Source organism: Pseudomonas sp. F1_0610, assembly GCF_047470865.1.
GTDB lineage: Bacteria > Pseudomonadota > Gammaproteobacteria > Pseudomonadales > Pseudomonadaceae > JAZDRH01.
On sequence record NZ_JAZDRH010000009.1, the window covers coordinates 42,846 to 59,724 of the forward strand.

Genomic DNA, 16,879 nt, shown 5'->3' on the forward strand with positions numbered 1-16,879 from the left:
AATGTTATGTTAACTAAGGACCTGCCTGTATTTGAATTTCATCAAGGTACAGAGCCTCTTTTAATTTCAATGCCGCATTCAGGGACACAGGTACCAGCAGATATTGCAGCCGGCTTTACAGCACAAGGTTTAGTGCTAGCTGATACAGACTGGCATATTCCATGTTTATATGAGCATGCTAAGGCGCTGGGAGCTTCTATTTTGCAAGCGAACTACTCGCGCTATGTGGTGGATATGAATCGACCACCGAATAACGCTAGTCTTTATCCTGGTCAAAGTGTGCCTGGCCTGTGCCCTGTAGATACCTTTCATGACGAGCCTATTTATCAATCAGGTAAGGCACCATCAGAGGCCGAAATAGAGCAGCGCAAACAGCTATTTTGGCAGCCGTATCATCAGCAGATAGAGCGTGAATTGCAACGCTTAAAATCGCTATTTGGTTGTGCTGTTTTGTGGGATGCGCACTCAATACGCTCTCATGTGCCACGTTTTTTTGAGGGTAAACTACCAGATTTAAACTTTGGTACAGACGGTGGTAGAACTTGTGATCTAGGTTTAATGCAGGAGTTGTCCAACTTAGCAGCAAGTCAGCCGTTTACTCATGTTGTCAATGGGCGTTTTAAAGGTGGTTACATTACGCGTCATTATGGGCAACCTGAAATGGGGATACATGCGGTGCAGTTGGAAATGGCTCAATCATGCTATATGGATGAGCAAGCCTTTGCTTATCTGCCAGACAAAGCAGAGCAAATACAGCCATTAATTACCCGTTTATTAGAGGCTGCCATACGTTTTGCTCGCAGTGCTTAAAGCGAGCGCCTTTATTAAACTGCCTAGCAAAGTTAAACAGGCTTTTGGAGGCAGTTTAATAGGGGATGTTTAGACTTCGTTTAGGGTGCTTATATTGCGTTTAGTATTAAGGTTACGTAGCACACTAATTAAGAAGTAAATACCAACACTGCCTAAAATAAAGGTCATGCTAAAAAACAAGCTAAGATAAATATCTAATTTCAAATTTTGTTGCATAAGCCCCAGTGGCAGACGTGATAGAAACTGGCTGTTGTACATATAAGTCACAAAAGGTGCGACATAGGCACATAACATTAACAAAATGCCAGACAACAGTAGACGTAATGCGCCATGGCGGCGATAGCCCAATGTTTCGTTATTTTTTAAGCTGTAAACTATAGCAACAACCATTGATGTAATGGATGAAAGAATTAAAGGAAAAACATGAACGCCCACTAGGTTAAGCTGCATAGCTAACGTTTCTAAATAAGAGAGGGGCGAAAAGTAACCAATCCAAAACGCAATTAAGGTTAAGGGGAGGCAGATTGACAGTAAACCTTTGCCTTGCATAATTCGTTCCTTGTTACGCAATTATCAAATAGGTTTAGGACCGCTCTTGCAAACTGAGTTGGCAGAATCCTAGTGGTCATACCTCAAAACCTACGTATCTTATAGGTATAGCTAAGTACATTAGTTATAGCTGATTATAGAAAGTGAATGGGAAACCAGCTATTCGTCGTTTGGATAAAGTGCTTCTGGTTAAATTAGCATTTGCAAAGTATCAGACTATAGTGCTAGTTAGTGTAGTTAACTTAGCATAAGTTATGCGTCTGTTTTGTGGTGAAGATCTTAGATTGAATGAGAAAAATAAGCGTTGCTGCTGGTAGGTGAGAAGATCTAACTTACTTAAGAGATAGGCGTTGGCCAATTCATGAGTCTAGATAAAAGAATAGATGAGCAGGTTGTGGTAGCTGTATAAATGCTGTTCTATTAGCCTTCGTGAATATTTAGCTTAAGTGTGTATGTCTGCAAGGAAACAGCGCTAGGGCTTTACCCCAGGTTGTGTATTGCAAAGACTTAGACTATACAGCTAGTTAATATCACAGGATTGTTTAAGTGCTTGGTATTTACATCTAATTGTGCACTTTTGGCTTGGGTGCCTGTCTTGTATTAATGTATATAGCGAATGTTGTGTTAAACCAGCCCAGTCATTTTTGTTATTTTGCATTGAGTCTTTTTTATGTCTACCTCTGATATTGATGAAAACCAACTGCCTTCGATCACCTTGTCTCCAGAAGATGCGCTACATCTTACTGAACGTCAGCAGAAAAACATTAAAAAACAAGAGATTAAAAAGGTTGCAACGGCACCGCTGTGGGCGCTACTGGTTGTTGTGTTTATTGCCTTAGTAGGCGTCAGTTGGTGGAGCTTTCAGCAAATTAAATTATTGTCTGATCAGCTAGTGGCCACTCAAAACAGTTTTGCGCAAATTACTGAGCTGGCAGATGGGCGTTTACAGAAAATATCAGGCTTAGTTAGTGCGGCAGAAAGTAGCTCTTCGGCAGAAAATAAAGCCTTTAAGCAAAGCTTGTCAGACATGGCATTAGACTTACAAAAGCAGCAAGAGCACAAAGCCCAACTCGAAAGTGCTATATACCAACTGCAGCATGATTTAAAGCAGTCGCTGGCGGATAACCAAGAGCTACAAAAAAACGGGCTGCTTTTACAGAGCGCGCACAAGGATCAAATCGAACAACAAAAAAAACAACATGAGATGCTTAACGAACTAGCACAAAAATATGCTGAGTTAACCAACAATAATAAACAACAACAGCAAGAATGGAATAAAACGCTCGCTAGTTTTGAACAGCGTTTAAAAACCTTAGATGGCAAATTAGCAGCGAGTGTAGGCAATAAAACTTTACAGGAAGATATGCGTAATCTTAAACAGGATGTATTGATATTACGTACAGAACTGGAAAGTAAAAATACGGCTGCTGGGGTTAGCCAGCAGGAGTTTGATGCGTTTCGAGCACAAATTAATCGGCGCTTAGGTACTAAGTAATTAGCTTTCGCTGGCTGCTACAATGAGTAAACGGTCAATAGCATGCTCTAACTCGTCCAATAATAGTGCAATATTAGGTGAGTTTGATTTAAGTGCAGTTTCAGTTTCATTACAGTAGTGGCGTAATTGAGGTACACCACAGTAGCGTGTAGCACCATGTAGGCGATGTACACGCTCTAGTAGTTTTGACGTATTAGCCTCAGCCCGTGCTTGTTGAATAAATTCTTTATCAGCTGGCAAGGAATCTAACAGTAGCTTGAGCAAGTCATTTGCTAAATTTTGCTTTCCATTGGTTAGGCGTACGGCTTCCTCATTATCTAACACCGCTAGAGTATTCACTGCTATTGTTGGTGTGGTTAGGCTTCTTTCAGGTAAAAACACATTGTTGGTAAGTTGAATGCCTGTCCACTTAGTAATCATTTGAATAAGCACTTGTTCATTAATAGGCTTACTTAAATAATCACAAAGGCCGTTTTGCAATAGAGCTGCTCGCTCATGTGGCAAGGCATGAGCAGTAACAGCAATAATAGGCAGTGAACTTGTTTTATTATTTTGCTGCTCCCATGCACGTATTTTTTCAGTTGTTTCCTGCCCATCCATTTCAGGCATTTGAATATCCATAAATACGAGATCTAAGGTTTCATTCTGCACAATATCCACGGCACTAAAACCATTTTGTGCAGTGAATACTTCAATATTTAAATCTTCCAGTAGAGTTTTAATTAAGAGTAAATTAGCTGGGTTGTCATCTACACATAAAATACGCAAAGCCGAGGTATTTGATTCAGAAACTACAGTGTTAGCAAGTGTAGGAACATTAGGAATATGGTCATTTTTATTAATAAGATTAACGCATATTTTTTGTAATTTACGATAGCATACAGGACGCGCAAGCATCTGCTCATAAAAATCAGGTAAGGCTTTTTGGTAATATGTGAGCTCTAAACTATTACAAATAAGAATAGGTATAACATTCAGATCGGCTAATGTCGTTAACCAAGGGAGAATCTCTTCAGGTCGGTATTGCGCTAAACGTACATTTAAAAACGCAAAAGAAAAAGCTTGAGTGGTGTTTTTGCGTTTTTCAACAGTGGCGTATAAGGATTCAACGTCAGTAAAGTTCTCACCAATTAAGCCACAGTCTTGTAGTGTATGGGTAAGTACTTTGCTGCCTAATGGTGTTTCTTCAAAGGTAGCTGCATGTAAGCCTTGTAGCTCATCTAAAACAACAGGGGTATTAAATTGGCTATAGGCTTTTTCTAATGAAAGTACTAACCAGAACTCAGAGCCTTGGCCTAATTTACTGGTTACGCCAATTTCACCTTTCATTTGCTCAATAATACGTTTAGAAATACTTAACCCCAGTCCCGTACCAGAGGCTTTACGACTAGTGCTATGATCAAGCTGGGTAAAGGCGTTAAATAGCTTATCAATATCTTCCTCAGCGATTCCTATGCCTGTATCTTTAATATTGATACGTAAAAGCACTTTGTTATCAGTTTCATCCTCCATCATGACCTTGACCATCACACTACCATGGAGGGTGAATTTGATGGCGTTACCAATCAGGTTCGTGAGCACTTGTTTTAACCGTTGCGGGTCACCCATAAAATTACTAGGCGTGTCGTGGTAAATAAGGCTGTAAAGCTCTAAATGTTTTGAGTGTGCTGAAGGGGCTAATAACGTAATGACTTCTTGAATTAAATCGCGCAGGTTAAAGGGCATATTTTCTAAAATCAATTTGCCAGCTTCAATGCGTGAAAAGTCTAATACTTCGTTAATAATGCCTAATAAGTTTTCAGCCGAAGCATAAATAGTATTTAGCTGCTCGCGCTGATTAGGGGTGAGTTCAGTTTTCCCGAGTAATTGAGTAAAACCAATAATACCGTTGAGCGGTGTACGAATTTCATGGCTCATGTTGGCTAAAAATTCAGATTTAGTTTTACTGGCTTCTAAGGCATCTTTACGCGCTAAGTCCAACTCAACGTTTTGAAACTCTAAGGTTTCTAGTGTTTGTTGAATATCATCTGTAGCTTGGTCAATGCTACTTTGCAGTTCTTCATGACTTAATTTGATGGTCTGCGCCATTTGGTTGATGCCATCAATAAGTTGATTGATTTCAAAGCTAAGAGTGCGTTGAATAGGCGTATCAAAGTCACCTTCTTTAATGCGTCGAATTCCTTTTAAGACAGTTTCTAACGGCTGGTTCACTGTGTTCGACAGGCGTAAGGCCCAAATAGCAGTAATAGTTAAGCCAAGTAAAATCAGTAAAACACTGATAGCCATTTGTTTATAGCCTTTTAGCAAGGTATTTTGATGGCTTAGCTCTAACTCTAGCCAGCCAATAGGTGCTGGCGTGGCAGTAGAGGAGTGTTCTGTTGATTGCTCTAAAATAGGAATGACTAAAATAGAGCTTAAATCTTTGTGCTCAAGCACAGGCTGTACACTAGGCAGTGGTACGGTATAGCGTAAAGAGGGGCCGGCACTGGCAATAGCTTTGGCATTGCTACCACGAAAGCGGACAAAGCGTACGTCTTCTAAATCAATAGTTTCCTGAGCAATATTTTGCAGCTCAGTTACGTTTTCATTTTGCAATGATGTTGTGCTAATACGAGCAATTTGCTGGGCAATTAGCTGCCCGCGTTGAATAAGTTGATCTTGTGAGGTTTGCACCTGCATCCAGCTAAAGCCAATACTGAGAATCAGCGCAAACAGCCCCGAAGGTAGTAGGGTAAGCAAGAGAAGACTGCTTTTTAGGCTTAGTTTGCGCAGCACGGAGTAGCTCCTAGAATAATTAAGTACTCAGTATAGAATAGGTTACTTTGAAGCTTTATAGCATATAGTTATATGCTACGTTCTTCCTGTTTTATCAGCTAATGCGATTTCCCAAGTATTATGTAATGACTAAGGTCATTTATAAGTGAGCATTACTGTGCGCTATTCAACATTGGCAGACTGCATTGGCAATACACCTTTAGTGCGTTTACAGCGCATGGGTGGTCATACAAGCAATAGTTTACTGGTAAAACTAGAAGGGAATAACCCAGCTGGATCAGTAAAAGATCGCCCCGCATTATCTATGATTGAGCGAGCAGAACTCAGTGGGCAAATAACAACAGGCGACACACTGATTGAAGCTACTTCAGGTAATACAGGAATTGCCTTAGCTATGGCAGCGGCTATTAAAGGCTATCGTATGATGCTTATCATGCCGGAAAATTCAACCCAAGAGCGTAAAGATGCAATGGCAGCCTATGGTGCACAACTTATTTTAGTTGAAACTATGGAAGCTGCCCGTGACTTAGCTTTACAAATGCAGGCTCAAGGCAAAGGGAAGGTGTTAGATCAGTTTTCAAATCATGATAACCCTTTAGCCCACTACAATAGTACAGGACCAGAAATTTGGCAGCAGACGGCTGGGGAAATTACCCATTTTGTCAGTGCTATGGGAACAACGGGTACTATTATGGGCGTTTCTCAGTATTTAAAAGAGCAAAATCCGGCTGTGCAGATTGTAGGTCTGCAACCTATGGAAGGCTCGGCTATTCCCGGAATTCGACGCTGGCCTCAAGCCTACTTGCCAAGTATTTTTGATAATAGCCGTGTTGATCAGATTATTGATATGAGTCAGCAAGAGGCAGAGCAAACCATGCGCCGCTTAGCTCGTGAGGAAGGTATTTTTTGTGGTGTGTCATCAGGTGGTGCAGTTGCGGCAATGCTGCGCTTATCGAAACACTTGGAAAATGCGACAATAGTCGCCATTGTGTGCGATCGTGGTGATCGTTACTTATCCAGTGGTTTATTTAGTAAGGCGTGACACATGAGTCGCCATAAAGGTCGAAATTTACGCTTCCAGCCAGCTGGCGGTGAAAAGCCAGTTGCCATTCCTGTTGGTAAAAAGCAAACCCTTAAAATCGAGCGTTTATCGCATGACGGTCGAGGTATTGCGTTTTGTGAAAGTAAAACATGGTTTGTTACAGGGGCTTTGGTTGATGAGCAAGTAGTGGCACGGGTACTAAATGCGCGTAGCAAAGTAGTTGAAGCCAATGCTGAGAAAATTGAACAGGCCAGCCCTTTACGGCAAGTGCCTAAGTGTCAGTATTTTTCCCAGTGTGGTGGCTGTACCTTACAACACATGTCAAATGCACAGCAATTATCGCTTAAACAGAAAGGGTTAGCTGAGCAATTACAGCGTGCCGGTGTTGAGCCAAAAGAATGGGCTCCATCCTTAGAAAGTACAAGCTGGGCTTATAGGCGACGTGCTCGTATTGCCGTGAAGTGGGATGATAAGCAAGGGTTGCAAGTTGGTTTTAGGCAAGCAGCTAGCAATGCCATAGTTGCTGTTGAGCAATGCTTGGTACTGCAAGATGATTTACAACAAGTTTTTCCCTTTATTGTGCAGTGCTTAAAGGCGCTTTATAAACCGCGTTCAATTGGGCATGTGGAAGTATTTAGTGGCACTCATATTGCCCTATTAGTTCGTCTTACTGCGCCATTAGCTGAGCAAGATTATGTGGCGTTACGTGAGTTAGCTCAGCAGCAAAACCTACAATTGTGGTGGCAAGATCAAGGGCTAGCATATCCTGATAAAGCTGAGTCAACCTTAGGTTTTAGCTTACCCACTTGGAACCTAACCTTAGCTTGGCGTCCAGGTGATTTCGTTCAGGTGAATGATCAAATCAATCAACAAATGATTGAACAAGCGCTCACTTGGTTAGCACCTAAAAAAAATGAGTATGTACTAGATCTGTTTTGTGGCTTAGGCAATTTTTCCCTACCCTTGGCGAAGCAGGTGGCTCAGGTGGTTGGTGTTGAAGGTGTACCAGCGATGGTAGAAAGAGCTAAGCAAAATGCGCAGTCAAATCAACTTAACAATGTACAGTTTTATCATGCTGATTTAAATCAGCCGCTTGTAGCTCACTCGTGGGCAAAACAAAAGTTTGCTGGGGCTTTGCTCGATCCTCCACGTGAAGGCGCACTGGAAACGGTCAAGTATTTAGCTAAATTAGCCGTAGAGCGTATTGTGTATGTGTCTTGTAATCCGGCAACCTTGGCGCGTGATGCTGCAGCGTTGGAGCAGTGTGGTTACAAAATGATACGTTGTGCTGTAATGGATATGTTCCCGCAAACAGCGCATGTTGAAGCAATGGCGTTATTTGAGCGAACTTGAAATCCAAAAGTTTGTCTCCATGTGTAACTAACTTGGGCGCAAAACAGAACAGGTAATACCCCATGGTACAAGTAAGAGCTGAACAACCAGTAAAGGCTGATGGAAGTATTGATTTAGAGGCTTGGGTTGCTCATCTTCTAAGTATTGATAAAAGCCTTAATCGTGATAAGTTGCTAAAAGCCTGCCGCTTTGCTGAAGAGGCTGAGCGCCGAGCTGGTGTAGCTAAGCATGTGTGGAGTAATGATACTTCTAGTTTACGTACTGGGCTAGAAATGGCACAGATACTGGCAGACCTCAAACTGGACCAAGCAACACTTGTAAGTGCTATTATTTACCGTTCTGTGCGTGAAGAAAAAGCTAGCCTGAGTGATGTTACTGATTCTTTTGGTGAAGAAGTGGCAAAGCTAGTGCAAGGCGTTTTACAAATGGCCGTTATTAGCGCCAGTATTTTGCCCCATGATTCTGTTGTACTTAATGCACAAGCTCAGGTTGAAAACCTGCGTAAAATGTTGGTTACGCTGATTGATGATGTGCGCGTAGCCTTGTTAAAAATTGCAGAACGTACCTGTGCTATTCGAGCAGTGAAAGAGGCTGACCCTGAACGGCGATATAAGGTAGCCCGTGAAGTTTTTGATATTTACGCGCCATTAGCCCACCGTTTGGGTATTGGACATATTAAGTGGGAACTGGAAGATTTATCTTTCCGCTACATTGAACCAGAACAATACAAATATATTGCGGGTTTGCTGCATGAGCGTCGAATAGACCGACAACATTATGTTGAAAGCATAATGCAGCAGCTACGTAACGAGCTTAAAGAAGCACATATTGATGCAGAAGTAACAGGTAGGGTGAAACATATTTACTCTATCTGGCGCAAAATGAAGAAAAAAAATCTGCAATTTAGCGAAATTTATGATGTACGTGCTTTACGTATTTTAGTGCCACAGGTGCGTGATTGCTATACCGCATTGGGCATAGTGCACACTATGTGGCGTCATATTCCTCAAGAATTTGATGACTACATTGCCAACCCTAAAGAAAATGGCTATCGCTCGCTACATACAGCCGTGATAGGGCCAGAAGGTAAAGTGGTAGAAGTGCAGATTCGTACTTATGCCATGCATGAGGAAGCAGAGTTAGGGGTTTGCGCACACTGGCGTTACAAAGGTACTGACGTTAAAAGCAATTCAGACCATTATGAAGGCAAAATTGCCTGGCTTCGCCAAGTGCTGGAATGGCACGAAGAATTGGGCGATATGGGCGGCTTAGCGGAGCAGATCCGCGTAGATATTGAACCAGATCGTGTTTATGTGTTCACTCCAGATGGCCATGCTATTGATCTTCCTAAGGGCTCCACTCCGCTGGATTTTGCCTATCGTGTACATACGGAAATAGGTCACGGCTGTCGTGGTGCGAAAATTAATGGGCGCATCGTTCCTTTAACCTATAACCTCAAAACAGGCGAGCAAGTTGAAATTATTACAGGGCGTAAAGGTGGCCCGAGTCGAGATTGGTTAAACACCAGTTTAGGCTTTGTTAATACTACTCGTGCACGGGCCAAAATTGTTCACTGGTTTAAACTGCAAGCGCGTGAGCAAAACGTTGCGGCCGGCAAGCAAATGCTTGAACGTGAATTACAACGCCTAGCGATAGGCTTCACTGAATATGAAAAGTTGGCAGAGCGCTGTAATGTTCATTCATTAGAAGATTTATTTGCGGCCTTAGGTGCTGGGGATGTGCGGTTATCGCACGCAGTGGGCATTGCGCAACAAATGACCGAACCTGTGGAGCGTAATGCAAACACTGAGCTGATTCCACGTAAGCCAAGTCAAAAAACAGCATCGCATGATGAAGTGCGTATTAACGGTGTCGGCAATCTACTAACGCAGATTGCAAAATGCTGTGCACCATTACCAGGTGATGCGATTGTCGGCTACATAACTCTAGGGCGAGGGGTTACCATTCATCGTCAAGACTGCTCAAATGCGTTAACGCTAGCAGAAAAAGAGCCAGAGCGTATGATACAAGTATCTTGGGGCAGTGCACCAGTGAATACCTATCCTGTTGAAATTGTTTTGCATGGCTTTGATCGCCCGGGTTTTATACGCGATGTGACGCAAGTATTGCTTAATGAAAAGCTAAACGTCGTCGCTATGGATACCCGCACTAACAAAGAAGAAAATACCGTAAGCATGAATTTCACCATTGAAGTACCTACGTTGTCGGTATTAGGACGTCTATTAGGGCGTATTTCGGGGGTGCCTAACGTGATTGAAGTGAGGCGTCATCGTGCATCCTAGAAGTTACCAGCTAGAAGACTTACTGTATTTAATGCAACGTCTGCGTGATCCAGAACATGGCTGCCCGTGGGATATTGAGCAGAGCTTTGCCAGCATAGTACCGCATACCTTAGAAGAAGTTTATGAGGTAGTAGATGCCATTGAGCGTGAAGATTTTGCGCATCTCCCTAGCGAGCTTGGGGATTTGCTATTTCAGGTGGTGTATTACGCCCAGTTAGGTAAAGAGCAGCATAACTTTGATTTCTCGAGCATTGTCGATAACATTACACGCAAGTTAATTCGGCGCCATCCTCATGTATTTCCAGATGGCGACTTGTATGGATCAACTGGTGTTCCACGCTTAGCAGAAAGCGCTATTAAGCAGCGATGGGAAGAAATTAAAGCGCAAGAAAGGGCAGAGCAAAGTACTCAACCTGAGCAGTTGTCGCTATTGGATGATGTGCCTAATGCATTACCCTCTATGACACGTGCCATAAAATTGCAAAAACGTGCGGCTAGTGTGGGTTTTGACTGGCAACAAACGGAGCCTATTTTTGCTAAACTCGCCGAAGAAACGCAAGAGCTACAAGAGGCAATTGCATCAGGCGTCTATACAGATATGCAAGCTGAATTGGGTGATTTACTGTTTGTTGTAACTAACTTAGCGCGTCATTTAAAGATTGATCCTGACCAAGCATTACGGCAGACCAATCAAAAGTTTGAGCGTCGCTTCCGTTTTATTGAGCAACACATGCAAGCCGCTGGTAAGGCTTTGCAAAGCGCAACACTAGAAGAACTTGATGCTTTATGGGATCAAGCAAAATTACAGGAAAATAAAGCCTAAGGTTTTATTGTTATTCGTTTTGTAGATGGTTTTTGAATATGAGTCTTTCTCTGCGTGACCAATTATTAAAAGCGGGCTTGGTTAATGAAAAACAAGTTAAACAGGCTGAGCGCTCACAAAAGAAACAAGATCGTTTGGTGAAGAAAAACCAAGCCGATGCAGATGATTCGCAACGCAATGCAGCGCAGCAAGCACAAGCGCAAAAGCAAGCACGCGATCAAGCGTTAAATCGTGAACAGCAAGAAAAAGCGCAGAAGAAAGCTATCAAGGCGCAAATTAAGCAATTAATTGAAGGTTCGCGTTTGCCAAAACTAGAGAGTGATGATTACTTTAACTTCGTTGATCATGGAAAGGTAAAACGTATCGCCGTGAATACCATGATGCGCGATAAACTCAGTCGCGGCACCTTAGCTATTGTAAGTCATGCCGGTGGTTATGAAATTATTCCACGTGATGTAGCATTAAAAATTCAAGAGCGCGAAGCCCATAGGATAGTTTTGCTTAGTGCACCAGATGAAAAACCAGATGAAGATGATCCGTATGCGGCTTATCAGATTCCAGATGACTTGATGTGGTAATTAGGTATTATAAATTAACAGGCGGGGCATAAGCCCCGCCTTTCAGCTTCCTGCTGGTCTTCCCGACGCCATCACCCCCGTGATGTCCTCGCACACTAGGTCCTTCTAGTGCGTGCTACCCCTTAGCACAATTACAGATTACAAGCTCTAAAAAAAAGCGCAATAGTGTTTTTTTGTACTACAAAATAAGTAGCAAAGAGAGCTTAAAATAAAGGCATATAAAACAAATGGTTATATTTATTTGAAAGTGTTTGTAAGTCTTGGCTTACATCATATTACTTAATACCCTTACAAAATTTATGTGAATAAGTGTGATAAGGGGATTGATTTTTAAATTTAGTCAGTGTGTTGGGCTAAGATAATTTTGAAGATAGCTAGCCACTTGATGCAATGGCTAGCTGTTTTATTTATAGCGGATAATGGACAAGTTCGCGGGCGATAACCATACGCTGGATTTCGCTAGTACCTTCGTAGATTTGGGTGATGCGTGCATCGCGATAATGGCGTTCAACACCATAGTCTTCAAGGTAGCCGTAACCGCCATGGATTTGTATTGCCTTAGAGCAAACGTACTCAGCCACTTCTGAAGCAAAAAGTTTAGCCTGAGAAGCTTCGGATAGACAGCTTTGGCCTTGGCTGCGTAACTGCGCTGCATGCATAATCAGCAAACGCGCGGCATTCATGCGTGTGTGCATATCCGCTAGCATATTGGCAACACTTTGGTGTTCAGCAATTGGCTTGCCAAACTGGATACGTTCACGTGAATATGCCAGTGCTTTTTCAAACGCTGCTTTGGCAATACCTAAAGCTTGTGCACCAATACCAATACGCCCGCCCTCAAGGTTTGATAACGCAATGGCTAAGCCTTTACCGCGAGGTCCTAACATATTTTCTTTAGGAATACGGCAGTCAACCAAAGAAACCGCACAGGTATCAGAGGCTTTTAGGCCAAGTTTCTTTTCAACAGCATCTACTTGGAAACCTGGATTATCAGTTGGCACTAAAAAGGCAGATAAGCCTTTTTTGCCCAATTCAGGATCAGTGATAGCAAAAACAATAGCTAAACCCGCGCGTTTGGCATTGCTAATAAACTGTTTTGAGCCATTAATTAGCCAAGAGTCGCCATCCTCTACAGCGCGTGTGCGTAGGTTATTGGCTTCAGAACCAGCTTGGGGTTCTGTAAGGCAGAAGCAGGTAATAATTTTGCCTGCGGCTAAATCAGGTAACCATTGTTCTTTTTGTGTCTGGCTGCCGTAGTTAAGAATAGGCGAGCAGCCAACAGAGTTATGAATACTCATAACAGCCCCTGTTGCTGCACAGCCGGAGGCAATTTCTTCAACAGCTAAAGCGTAGGCAACGTAGTCAATGTAAGAGCCACCCCATTCTTCAGGTACTGTCATGCCTAAAAAGCCGAGTTCACCCATTTGTGCCAGCACGGCTTGATCTAACCAGCCTTCTTTTTCCCACTTCTCAGCATTGGGTGCGAGTTCGCTTTTGGCAAAGTCACGTGCCATATCGCGAATCATTTTTTGTTCTTCGGTGAGTAAAATATCGTGCATGATTTAGCTCCTAGACGAGCGCTTAAAGGCTAGGTGTGAAACCTGCAAATAGCGCTTGGACTTGTTCTTGTTGTACGTCATCAATATGTGCGTGCTGCCATTTTGGATTTTTATCTTTATCAACAATCAGAGCGCGCACGCCTTCCATAATGTCACCTTGATCAAACCAGATGCAGTCAAGATGAAATTCTAGATTAAAACAGTTTTCCAGTGATAGTTGAGCGCCACGCTTGACTAACTCGATCGCTGTAGCCAAGGCTAAAGGGGAGCGACTGTCGAGCGTGTTAACAATCTTTTCAGCCCATTGTGCGTAGCTAGGATCAGTTTCATTTTTTAATGAATGATAAATGGTTTTTGCATCAGCAACAGAAAAATGCTTTTTAATAGCAGGTTTTAGTTTAAGCAGCTCGCTGCCATCCATGGTTTTGTGCGCAAGCGTTTCCAGCAAACTACGTATAGCCTCATTAGGATGTCCATTCCATGACATATGATCTAAACAACGGTCAAACTCGGCAAATTGCTCTTTAGGTAAATGCCAGTCGGCTAAGCCTACCGCCAGTGCATCAGCCGCTTTAATAGGATTGCCCGTAATAGCCATATAGGTGCCAATATGGTCAGCAAGGCGTGATAAAAAATAACTACCACCGACATCAGGAAAGTAGCCTATGCCTGTTTCTGGCATGCCCATACGGGTATTTTCACTAATGACACGAAAGCTTGCCCCTTGTACCAAGCCCATGCCACCGCCTAATACATAGCCGTCCATCAGCGCAACTACAGGTTTGTTGTAGTTATGGATAAATAGATCAAGCGCGTATTCTTCGCTAAAGAAGGTTTCGTTGTCTTTGTTGCCAGCTAAGTGGTTGTCATATAAGGCGCGTATATCGCCGCCAGCGCAGAATGCTTTTTCGCCTTCTGCGCGTAGGACTACCGCATAAACTTTGGCATCATCAGCCCATGCGCTGAGCTGTTGCTGCAATAAGCGAACCATCTCAAGGTTCAGTGAGTTCAAGCTCGCTGCCCGATTAAGCGTAAGATGTCCTACATGATTGCGCACTTGCGCTAGCACTAAGGCTGAATCGCTCATAAATTATTCCTTATGATAAAGCTTGATAATGGCAGAAAAATCCAGCTGTCCATTACCTTGTAGACTAAAGGCTTGGTAAAGTTGCTGTGCCATACCACCCATGATCACAGGTTGCTTGCACAGTTTCGCCGCTTCGGTAGCTAAACCTAAATCTTTGAGCATTAAGTCTGTCCCAAATCCCCCAGTATAGCCGCGACTAGCAGGTACATTTTCTAAGACGCCTGGGAATGGGTTGTTGATTTCAGAGCTCCAGCAGCGACCGCTTGAGGTGTTGATAATACCCGCTAATACTTTTGCATCCATGCCTAGCGAAACGCCTAGCGCCATGGCTTCAGCAACGCCAATCATGGAGATACCTAACAGCATGTTGTTGGCTACTTTAGCAGCTTGGCCATTACCGCAAGCGCCACAGTGGACAATATTTTTCCCCATGGCCGCTAAAATGCTTTTAGCACTAGTAAAATCAGCATCAGTACCGCCCACCATAAAGGTTAGCGTACCTGCTTGTGCACCCATGGTGCCACCAGAAACAGGAGCATCAAGCATTTTATGCCCGAGTTCAGTGGCAACTTTATTAACTTCACGCGCGCTGTGCGGGTCAATGGTTGAGCAGTCAATAATTAAAGTAGATTTTTGAAGGTGCTTTAATAAGCCATCCTCGCCTAAAAATACGCCTTTAACATGAGGTGCAGCAGGTAGCATGCTAATCACCACATCGACCTGTTGTTGAGCAAACTGGTTAGGTGAAGTGACCGCTGTGGCACCTTGCTCTACGAGTTTGTTAACAGCATCTTTTGATAAATCAAATACGCTTAGGGTAAAACCAGCTTTAATCAGATTGCCCGCCATTGGGCCGCCCATGTTACCTAATCCTAAAAAGCCAATATGCATAATTGCGCTCCGTAATCTTGTTCGTGTTGTGACGGAAAATACGCCTTGCAGGGGAACAAGGCGCATTGGGCTTTACTTGAGGCTAATCGTAGTATTTACGCTGCCTGCTTCCTCTTTATCATCAAACCAGCGGGCCGTAACTGTTTTGGTTTGAGTATAAAATTGCACTACTTGTTTGCCGTATGGACCTAGATCACCTAGTTTTGAAGCACGTGAACCTGTGAAGGAGAAAATAGGTACAGGTACAGGGATAGGTACGTTGATACCCACTTGGCCTACGTCGATATCTTCTTGGAAATGACGCGCGGCTGCGCCAGAACGAGTGAATATGGCGGTGCCATTACCGTTAGGGTTTTCGTTGATGATGTCAATCGCTTGCTCAAGGTTGTCAGCGTTTAGAATAGTTAATACAGGACCAAAAATTTCTTCTTGGTAAATACGCATTGAACGATCTACTTTTGAGAAAATAGTAGGGCCAACAAAGTTGCCTTTTTCATAGCCTTTAACCACTGGGTTACGGCCATCTAAATCCAGCTGCGCACCTTGTTCAACGCCGCTATCAATTAAGCCATTAACCCGTTTTAGCGCGCTTTGTGAAATCACAGGACCTACATCGGTATCGGCTTCACAACCTGCATTGACTTTAAGGGTTTTGGCTTTTGCAATAATGTCAGGTAGCCATTCTTGAGCTTTACCTACCAGAATAATCACAGGCAATGCCATGCAGCGTTGACCAGCAGCGCCAAAAGCAGAACCCACAATGGCGTTTAGGGTTTGTTCTTTATTGGCGTCAGGCATCACAATGCCGTGGTTTTTCGCCCCCATCATGCACTGCACGCGCTTACCGTTTAATGATGAGCGATTGTAAACGTGAGTACCTACGTGGGATGAGCCAACAAAGGACACCGCTTTAATATCTTTATGGTCGCAAATAGCGTTCACTGCGTCTGGACCACCATGGATAACGTTTAGTACACCTTTGGGAATCCCAGCTTCTAGCGCTAACTCAACGAGGCGCATAGTGACCATAGGATCTTGCTCAGAAGGCTTAAGTACGAAAGTGTTGCCCGTCACAATGGCCATTGGGAACATCCACAATGGAATCATAGCGGGGAAGTTAAATGGTGTAATACCTGCACAAACACCTATAGGCTGTAATACGGTATAGGTGTCTACACCGCTGGCTACGTTATTAGCCAATTCGCCTAATTGTAAATTACCAATGCTGGCGGCATGCTCAACTACCTCAAGCCCACGGAATACATCACCTTCGGCATCAGGTAAGGTTTTACCTTGTTCAGCTGTGAGAATGGCTGCCAACTCTTTCATGTTTTCACGAATTAGTTGTTGGTACTTTAAGAAAATGCGTGCGCGCGCTCCAATGGGCGTTTTACGCCATGTTTTAAAGGCATCTTTAGCGCTGGCAACCGCTGCTTGAATTTCATCGGCAGTGGCAAAAGGAACACGGGCTAGCACTTCTTGCGTGGCAGGATTAACCACATCGCGCCACTCTTTGGTTTTAGACTCAACAAACTCACCGTTGATGAGTAATTTGACTGTTGGAATGGTAGAACTCATGGGCACCTCAGCTGTTAATTTTTTTGTGATTGAGAT

At 43.2% G+C, this 16,879-nt stretch carries 13 protein-coding genes; 7 read left to right on the forward strand and 6 right to left on the reverse strand.

The window, feature by feature from the left end:
- The first annotated feature begins 6 nt into the window (after window positions 1–6).
- A complete protein-coding gene (gene hutG, locus VQ643_RS06970) occupies window positions 7–810 on the forward strand; it encodes an N-formylglutamate deformylase (RefSeq protein ID WP_414198735.1) in 804 nt (267 codons plus the stop codon).
- Between the two features lie 69 nt (window positions 811–879).
- Here hutG and VQ643_RS06975 read toward each other — a convergent pair whose 3' ends face one another.
- Window positions 880–1,359 (reverse strand): hypothetical protein, encoded by a 480-nt coding sequence (locus VQ643_RS06975; RefSeq protein ID WP_414198736.1) that lies wholly within the window; start codon window positions 1,357–1,359, stop codon window positions 880–882.
- A gap of 670 nt (window positions 1,360–2,029) precedes the next feature.
- On the opposite strand from VQ643_RS06975, the gene VQ643_RS06980 reads away from it, so the two are divergent.
- Complete coding sequence (locus tag VQ643_RS06980) at window positions 2,030–2,854, forward strand: hypothetical protein (RefSeq protein ID WP_414198737.1); 825 nt, start codon at window positions 2,030–2,032, stop codon at window positions 2,852–2,854.
- Here the strand turns inward: VQ643_RS06980 and VQ643_RS06985 are convergent, their stop codons facing one another.
- Window positions 2,855–5,629, reverse strand: coding sequence for an ATP-binding protein (locus tag VQ643_RS06985; protein ID WP_414198739.1), 2,775 nt, complete (start codon window positions 5,627–5,629; stop codon window positions 2,855–2,857).
- A 151-nt stretch (window positions 5,630–5,780) separates the two neighbouring features.
- Between VQ643_RS06985 and cysM the strand changes: the two genes are divergently transcribed.
- The 5 genes from cysM (at window position 5,781) to VQ643_RS07010 (ending at window position 11,728) form a co-directional block, all read left to right on the forward strand.
- Entirely contained in the window at window positions 5,781–6,671 is an 891-nt protein-coding gene (gene cysM / locus VQ643_RS06990) for a cysteine synthase CysM (protein ID WP_414198837.1), read from the forward strand.
- Window positions 6,672–6,674: 3 nt separating this feature from the next.
- A complete protein-coding gene (rlmD, locus tag VQ643_RS06995; protein ID WP_414198741.1) occupies window positions 6,675–8,024 on the forward strand; it encodes a 23S rRNA (uracil(1939)-C(5))-methyltransferase RlmD in 1,350 nt (449 codons plus the stop codon).
- 62 nt (window positions 8,025–8,086) lie between these two features.
- On the forward strand, window positions 8,087–10,327 hold the full coding sequence (relA, locus tag VQ643_RS07000) for a GTP diphosphokinase (protein WP_414198743.1): 2,241 nt from the start codon (window positions 8,087–8,089) through the stop codon (window positions 10,325–10,327).
- A 31-nt stretch (window positions 10,328–10,358) separates the two neighbouring features.
- Window positions 10,359–11,150 carry a nucleoside triphosphate pyrophosphohydrolase gene (gene mazG, locus VQ643_RS07005; protein WP_414198838.1) on the forward strand — a complete coding sequence of 264 codons (792 nt, stop codon included), beginning with the start codon at window positions 10,359–10,361 and terminating at the stop codon, window positions 11,148–11,150.
- Between the two features lie 38 nt (window positions 11,151–11,188).
- Entirely contained in the window at window positions 11,189–11,728 is a 540-nt protein-coding gene (locus VQ643_RS07010; RefSeq protein ID WP_414198744.1) for a DUF2058 domain-containing protein, read from the forward strand.
- Window positions 11,729–12,135: 407 nt separating this feature from the next.
- Here the strand turns inward: VQ643_RS07010 and VQ643_RS07015 are convergent, their stop codons facing one another.
- The 4 genes from VQ643_RS07015 to VQ643_RS07030 all read right to left on the reverse strand — a co-directional run bounded on the left by VQ643_RS07015 (window position 12,136) and on the right by VQ643_RS07030 (window position 16,843).
- Entirely contained in the window at window positions 12,136–13,287 is a 1,152-nt protein-coding gene (locus VQ643_RS07015) for an acyl-CoA dehydrogenase family protein (protein ID WP_414198745.1), read from the reverse strand.
- A 22-nt stretch (window positions 13,288–13,309) separates the two neighbouring features.
- On the reverse strand, window positions 13,310–14,374 hold the full coding sequence (locus VQ643_RS07020) for an enoyl-CoA hydratase/isomerase family protein (protein ID WP_414198747.1): 1,065 nt from the start codon (window positions 14,372–14,374) through the stop codon (window positions 13,310–13,312).
- A 3-nt stretch (window positions 14,375–14,377) separates the two neighbouring features.
- Window positions 14,378–15,265, reverse strand: a complete 888-nt coding sequence (gene mmsB, locus VQ643_RS07025; protein WP_414198749.1) for a 3-hydroxyisobutyrate dehydrogenase — start codon at window positions 15,263–15,265, stop codon at window positions 14,378–14,380.
- A 72-nt stretch (window positions 15,266–15,337) separates the two neighbouring features.
- The gene (locus tag VQ643_RS07030; protein WP_414198750.1) at window positions 15,338–16,843 is read right to left on the reverse strand and encodes a CoA-acylating methylmalonate-semialdehyde dehydrogenase; all 1,506 of its coding nucleotides are present in this window, start codon (window positions 16,841–16,843) and stop codon (window positions 15,338–15,340) included.
- Between the last annotated feature and the right edge of the window lie 36 nt (window positions 16,844–16,879).

What these genes read in the sequence shown, in the direction of transcription:
- VQ643_RS07015 (WP_414198745.1), bottom strand. Translation starts at nt 13,287, where the DNA reads ATGCACGATATTTTACTCACCGAAGAACAAAAAATGATTCGCGATATG.
- relA (WP_414198743.1), top strand. Translation starts at nt 8,087, where the DNA reads ATGGTACAAGTAAGAGCTGAACAACCAGTAAAGGCTGATGGAAGTATT.
- VQ643_RS06975 (WP_414198736.1), bottom strand. Translation starts at nt 1,359, where the DNA reads ATGCAAGGCAAAGGTTTACTGTCAATCTGCCTCCCCTTAACCTTAATT.
- VQ643_RS06980 (WP_414198737.1), top strand. Translation starts at nt 2,030, where the DNA reads ATGTCTACCTCTGATATTGATGAAAACCAACTGCCTTCGATCACCTTG.
- rlmD (WP_414198741.1), top strand. Translation starts at nt 6,675, where the DNA reads ATGAGTCGCCATAAAGGTCGAAATTTACGCTTCCAGCCAGCTGGCGGT.
- mmsB (WP_414198749.1), bottom strand. Translation starts at nt 15,265, where the DNA reads ATGCATATTGGCTTTTTAGGATTAGGTAACATGGGCGGCCCAATGGCG.
- mazG (WP_414198838.1), top strand. Translation starts at nt 10,359, where the DNA reads ATGCAACGTCTGCGTGATCCAGAACATGGCTGCCCGTGGGATATTGAG.
- hutG (WP_414198735.1), top strand. Translation starts at nt 7, where the DNA reads ATGTTAACTAAGGACCTGCCTGTATTTGAATTTCATCAAGGTACAGAG.
- VQ643_RS07020 (WP_414198747.1), bottom strand. Translation starts at nt 14,374, where the DNA reads ATGAGCGATTCAGCCTTAGTGCTAGCGCAAGTGCGCAATCATGTAGGA.
- VQ643_RS07010 (WP_414198744.1), top strand. Translation starts at nt 11,189, where the DNA reads ATGAGTCTTTCTCTGCGTGACCAATTATTAAAAGCGGGCTTGGTTAAT.
- VQ643_RS07030 (WP_414198750.1), bottom strand. Translation starts at nt 16,843, where the DNA reads ATGAGTTCTACCATTCCAACAGTCAAATTACTCATCAACGGTGAGTTT.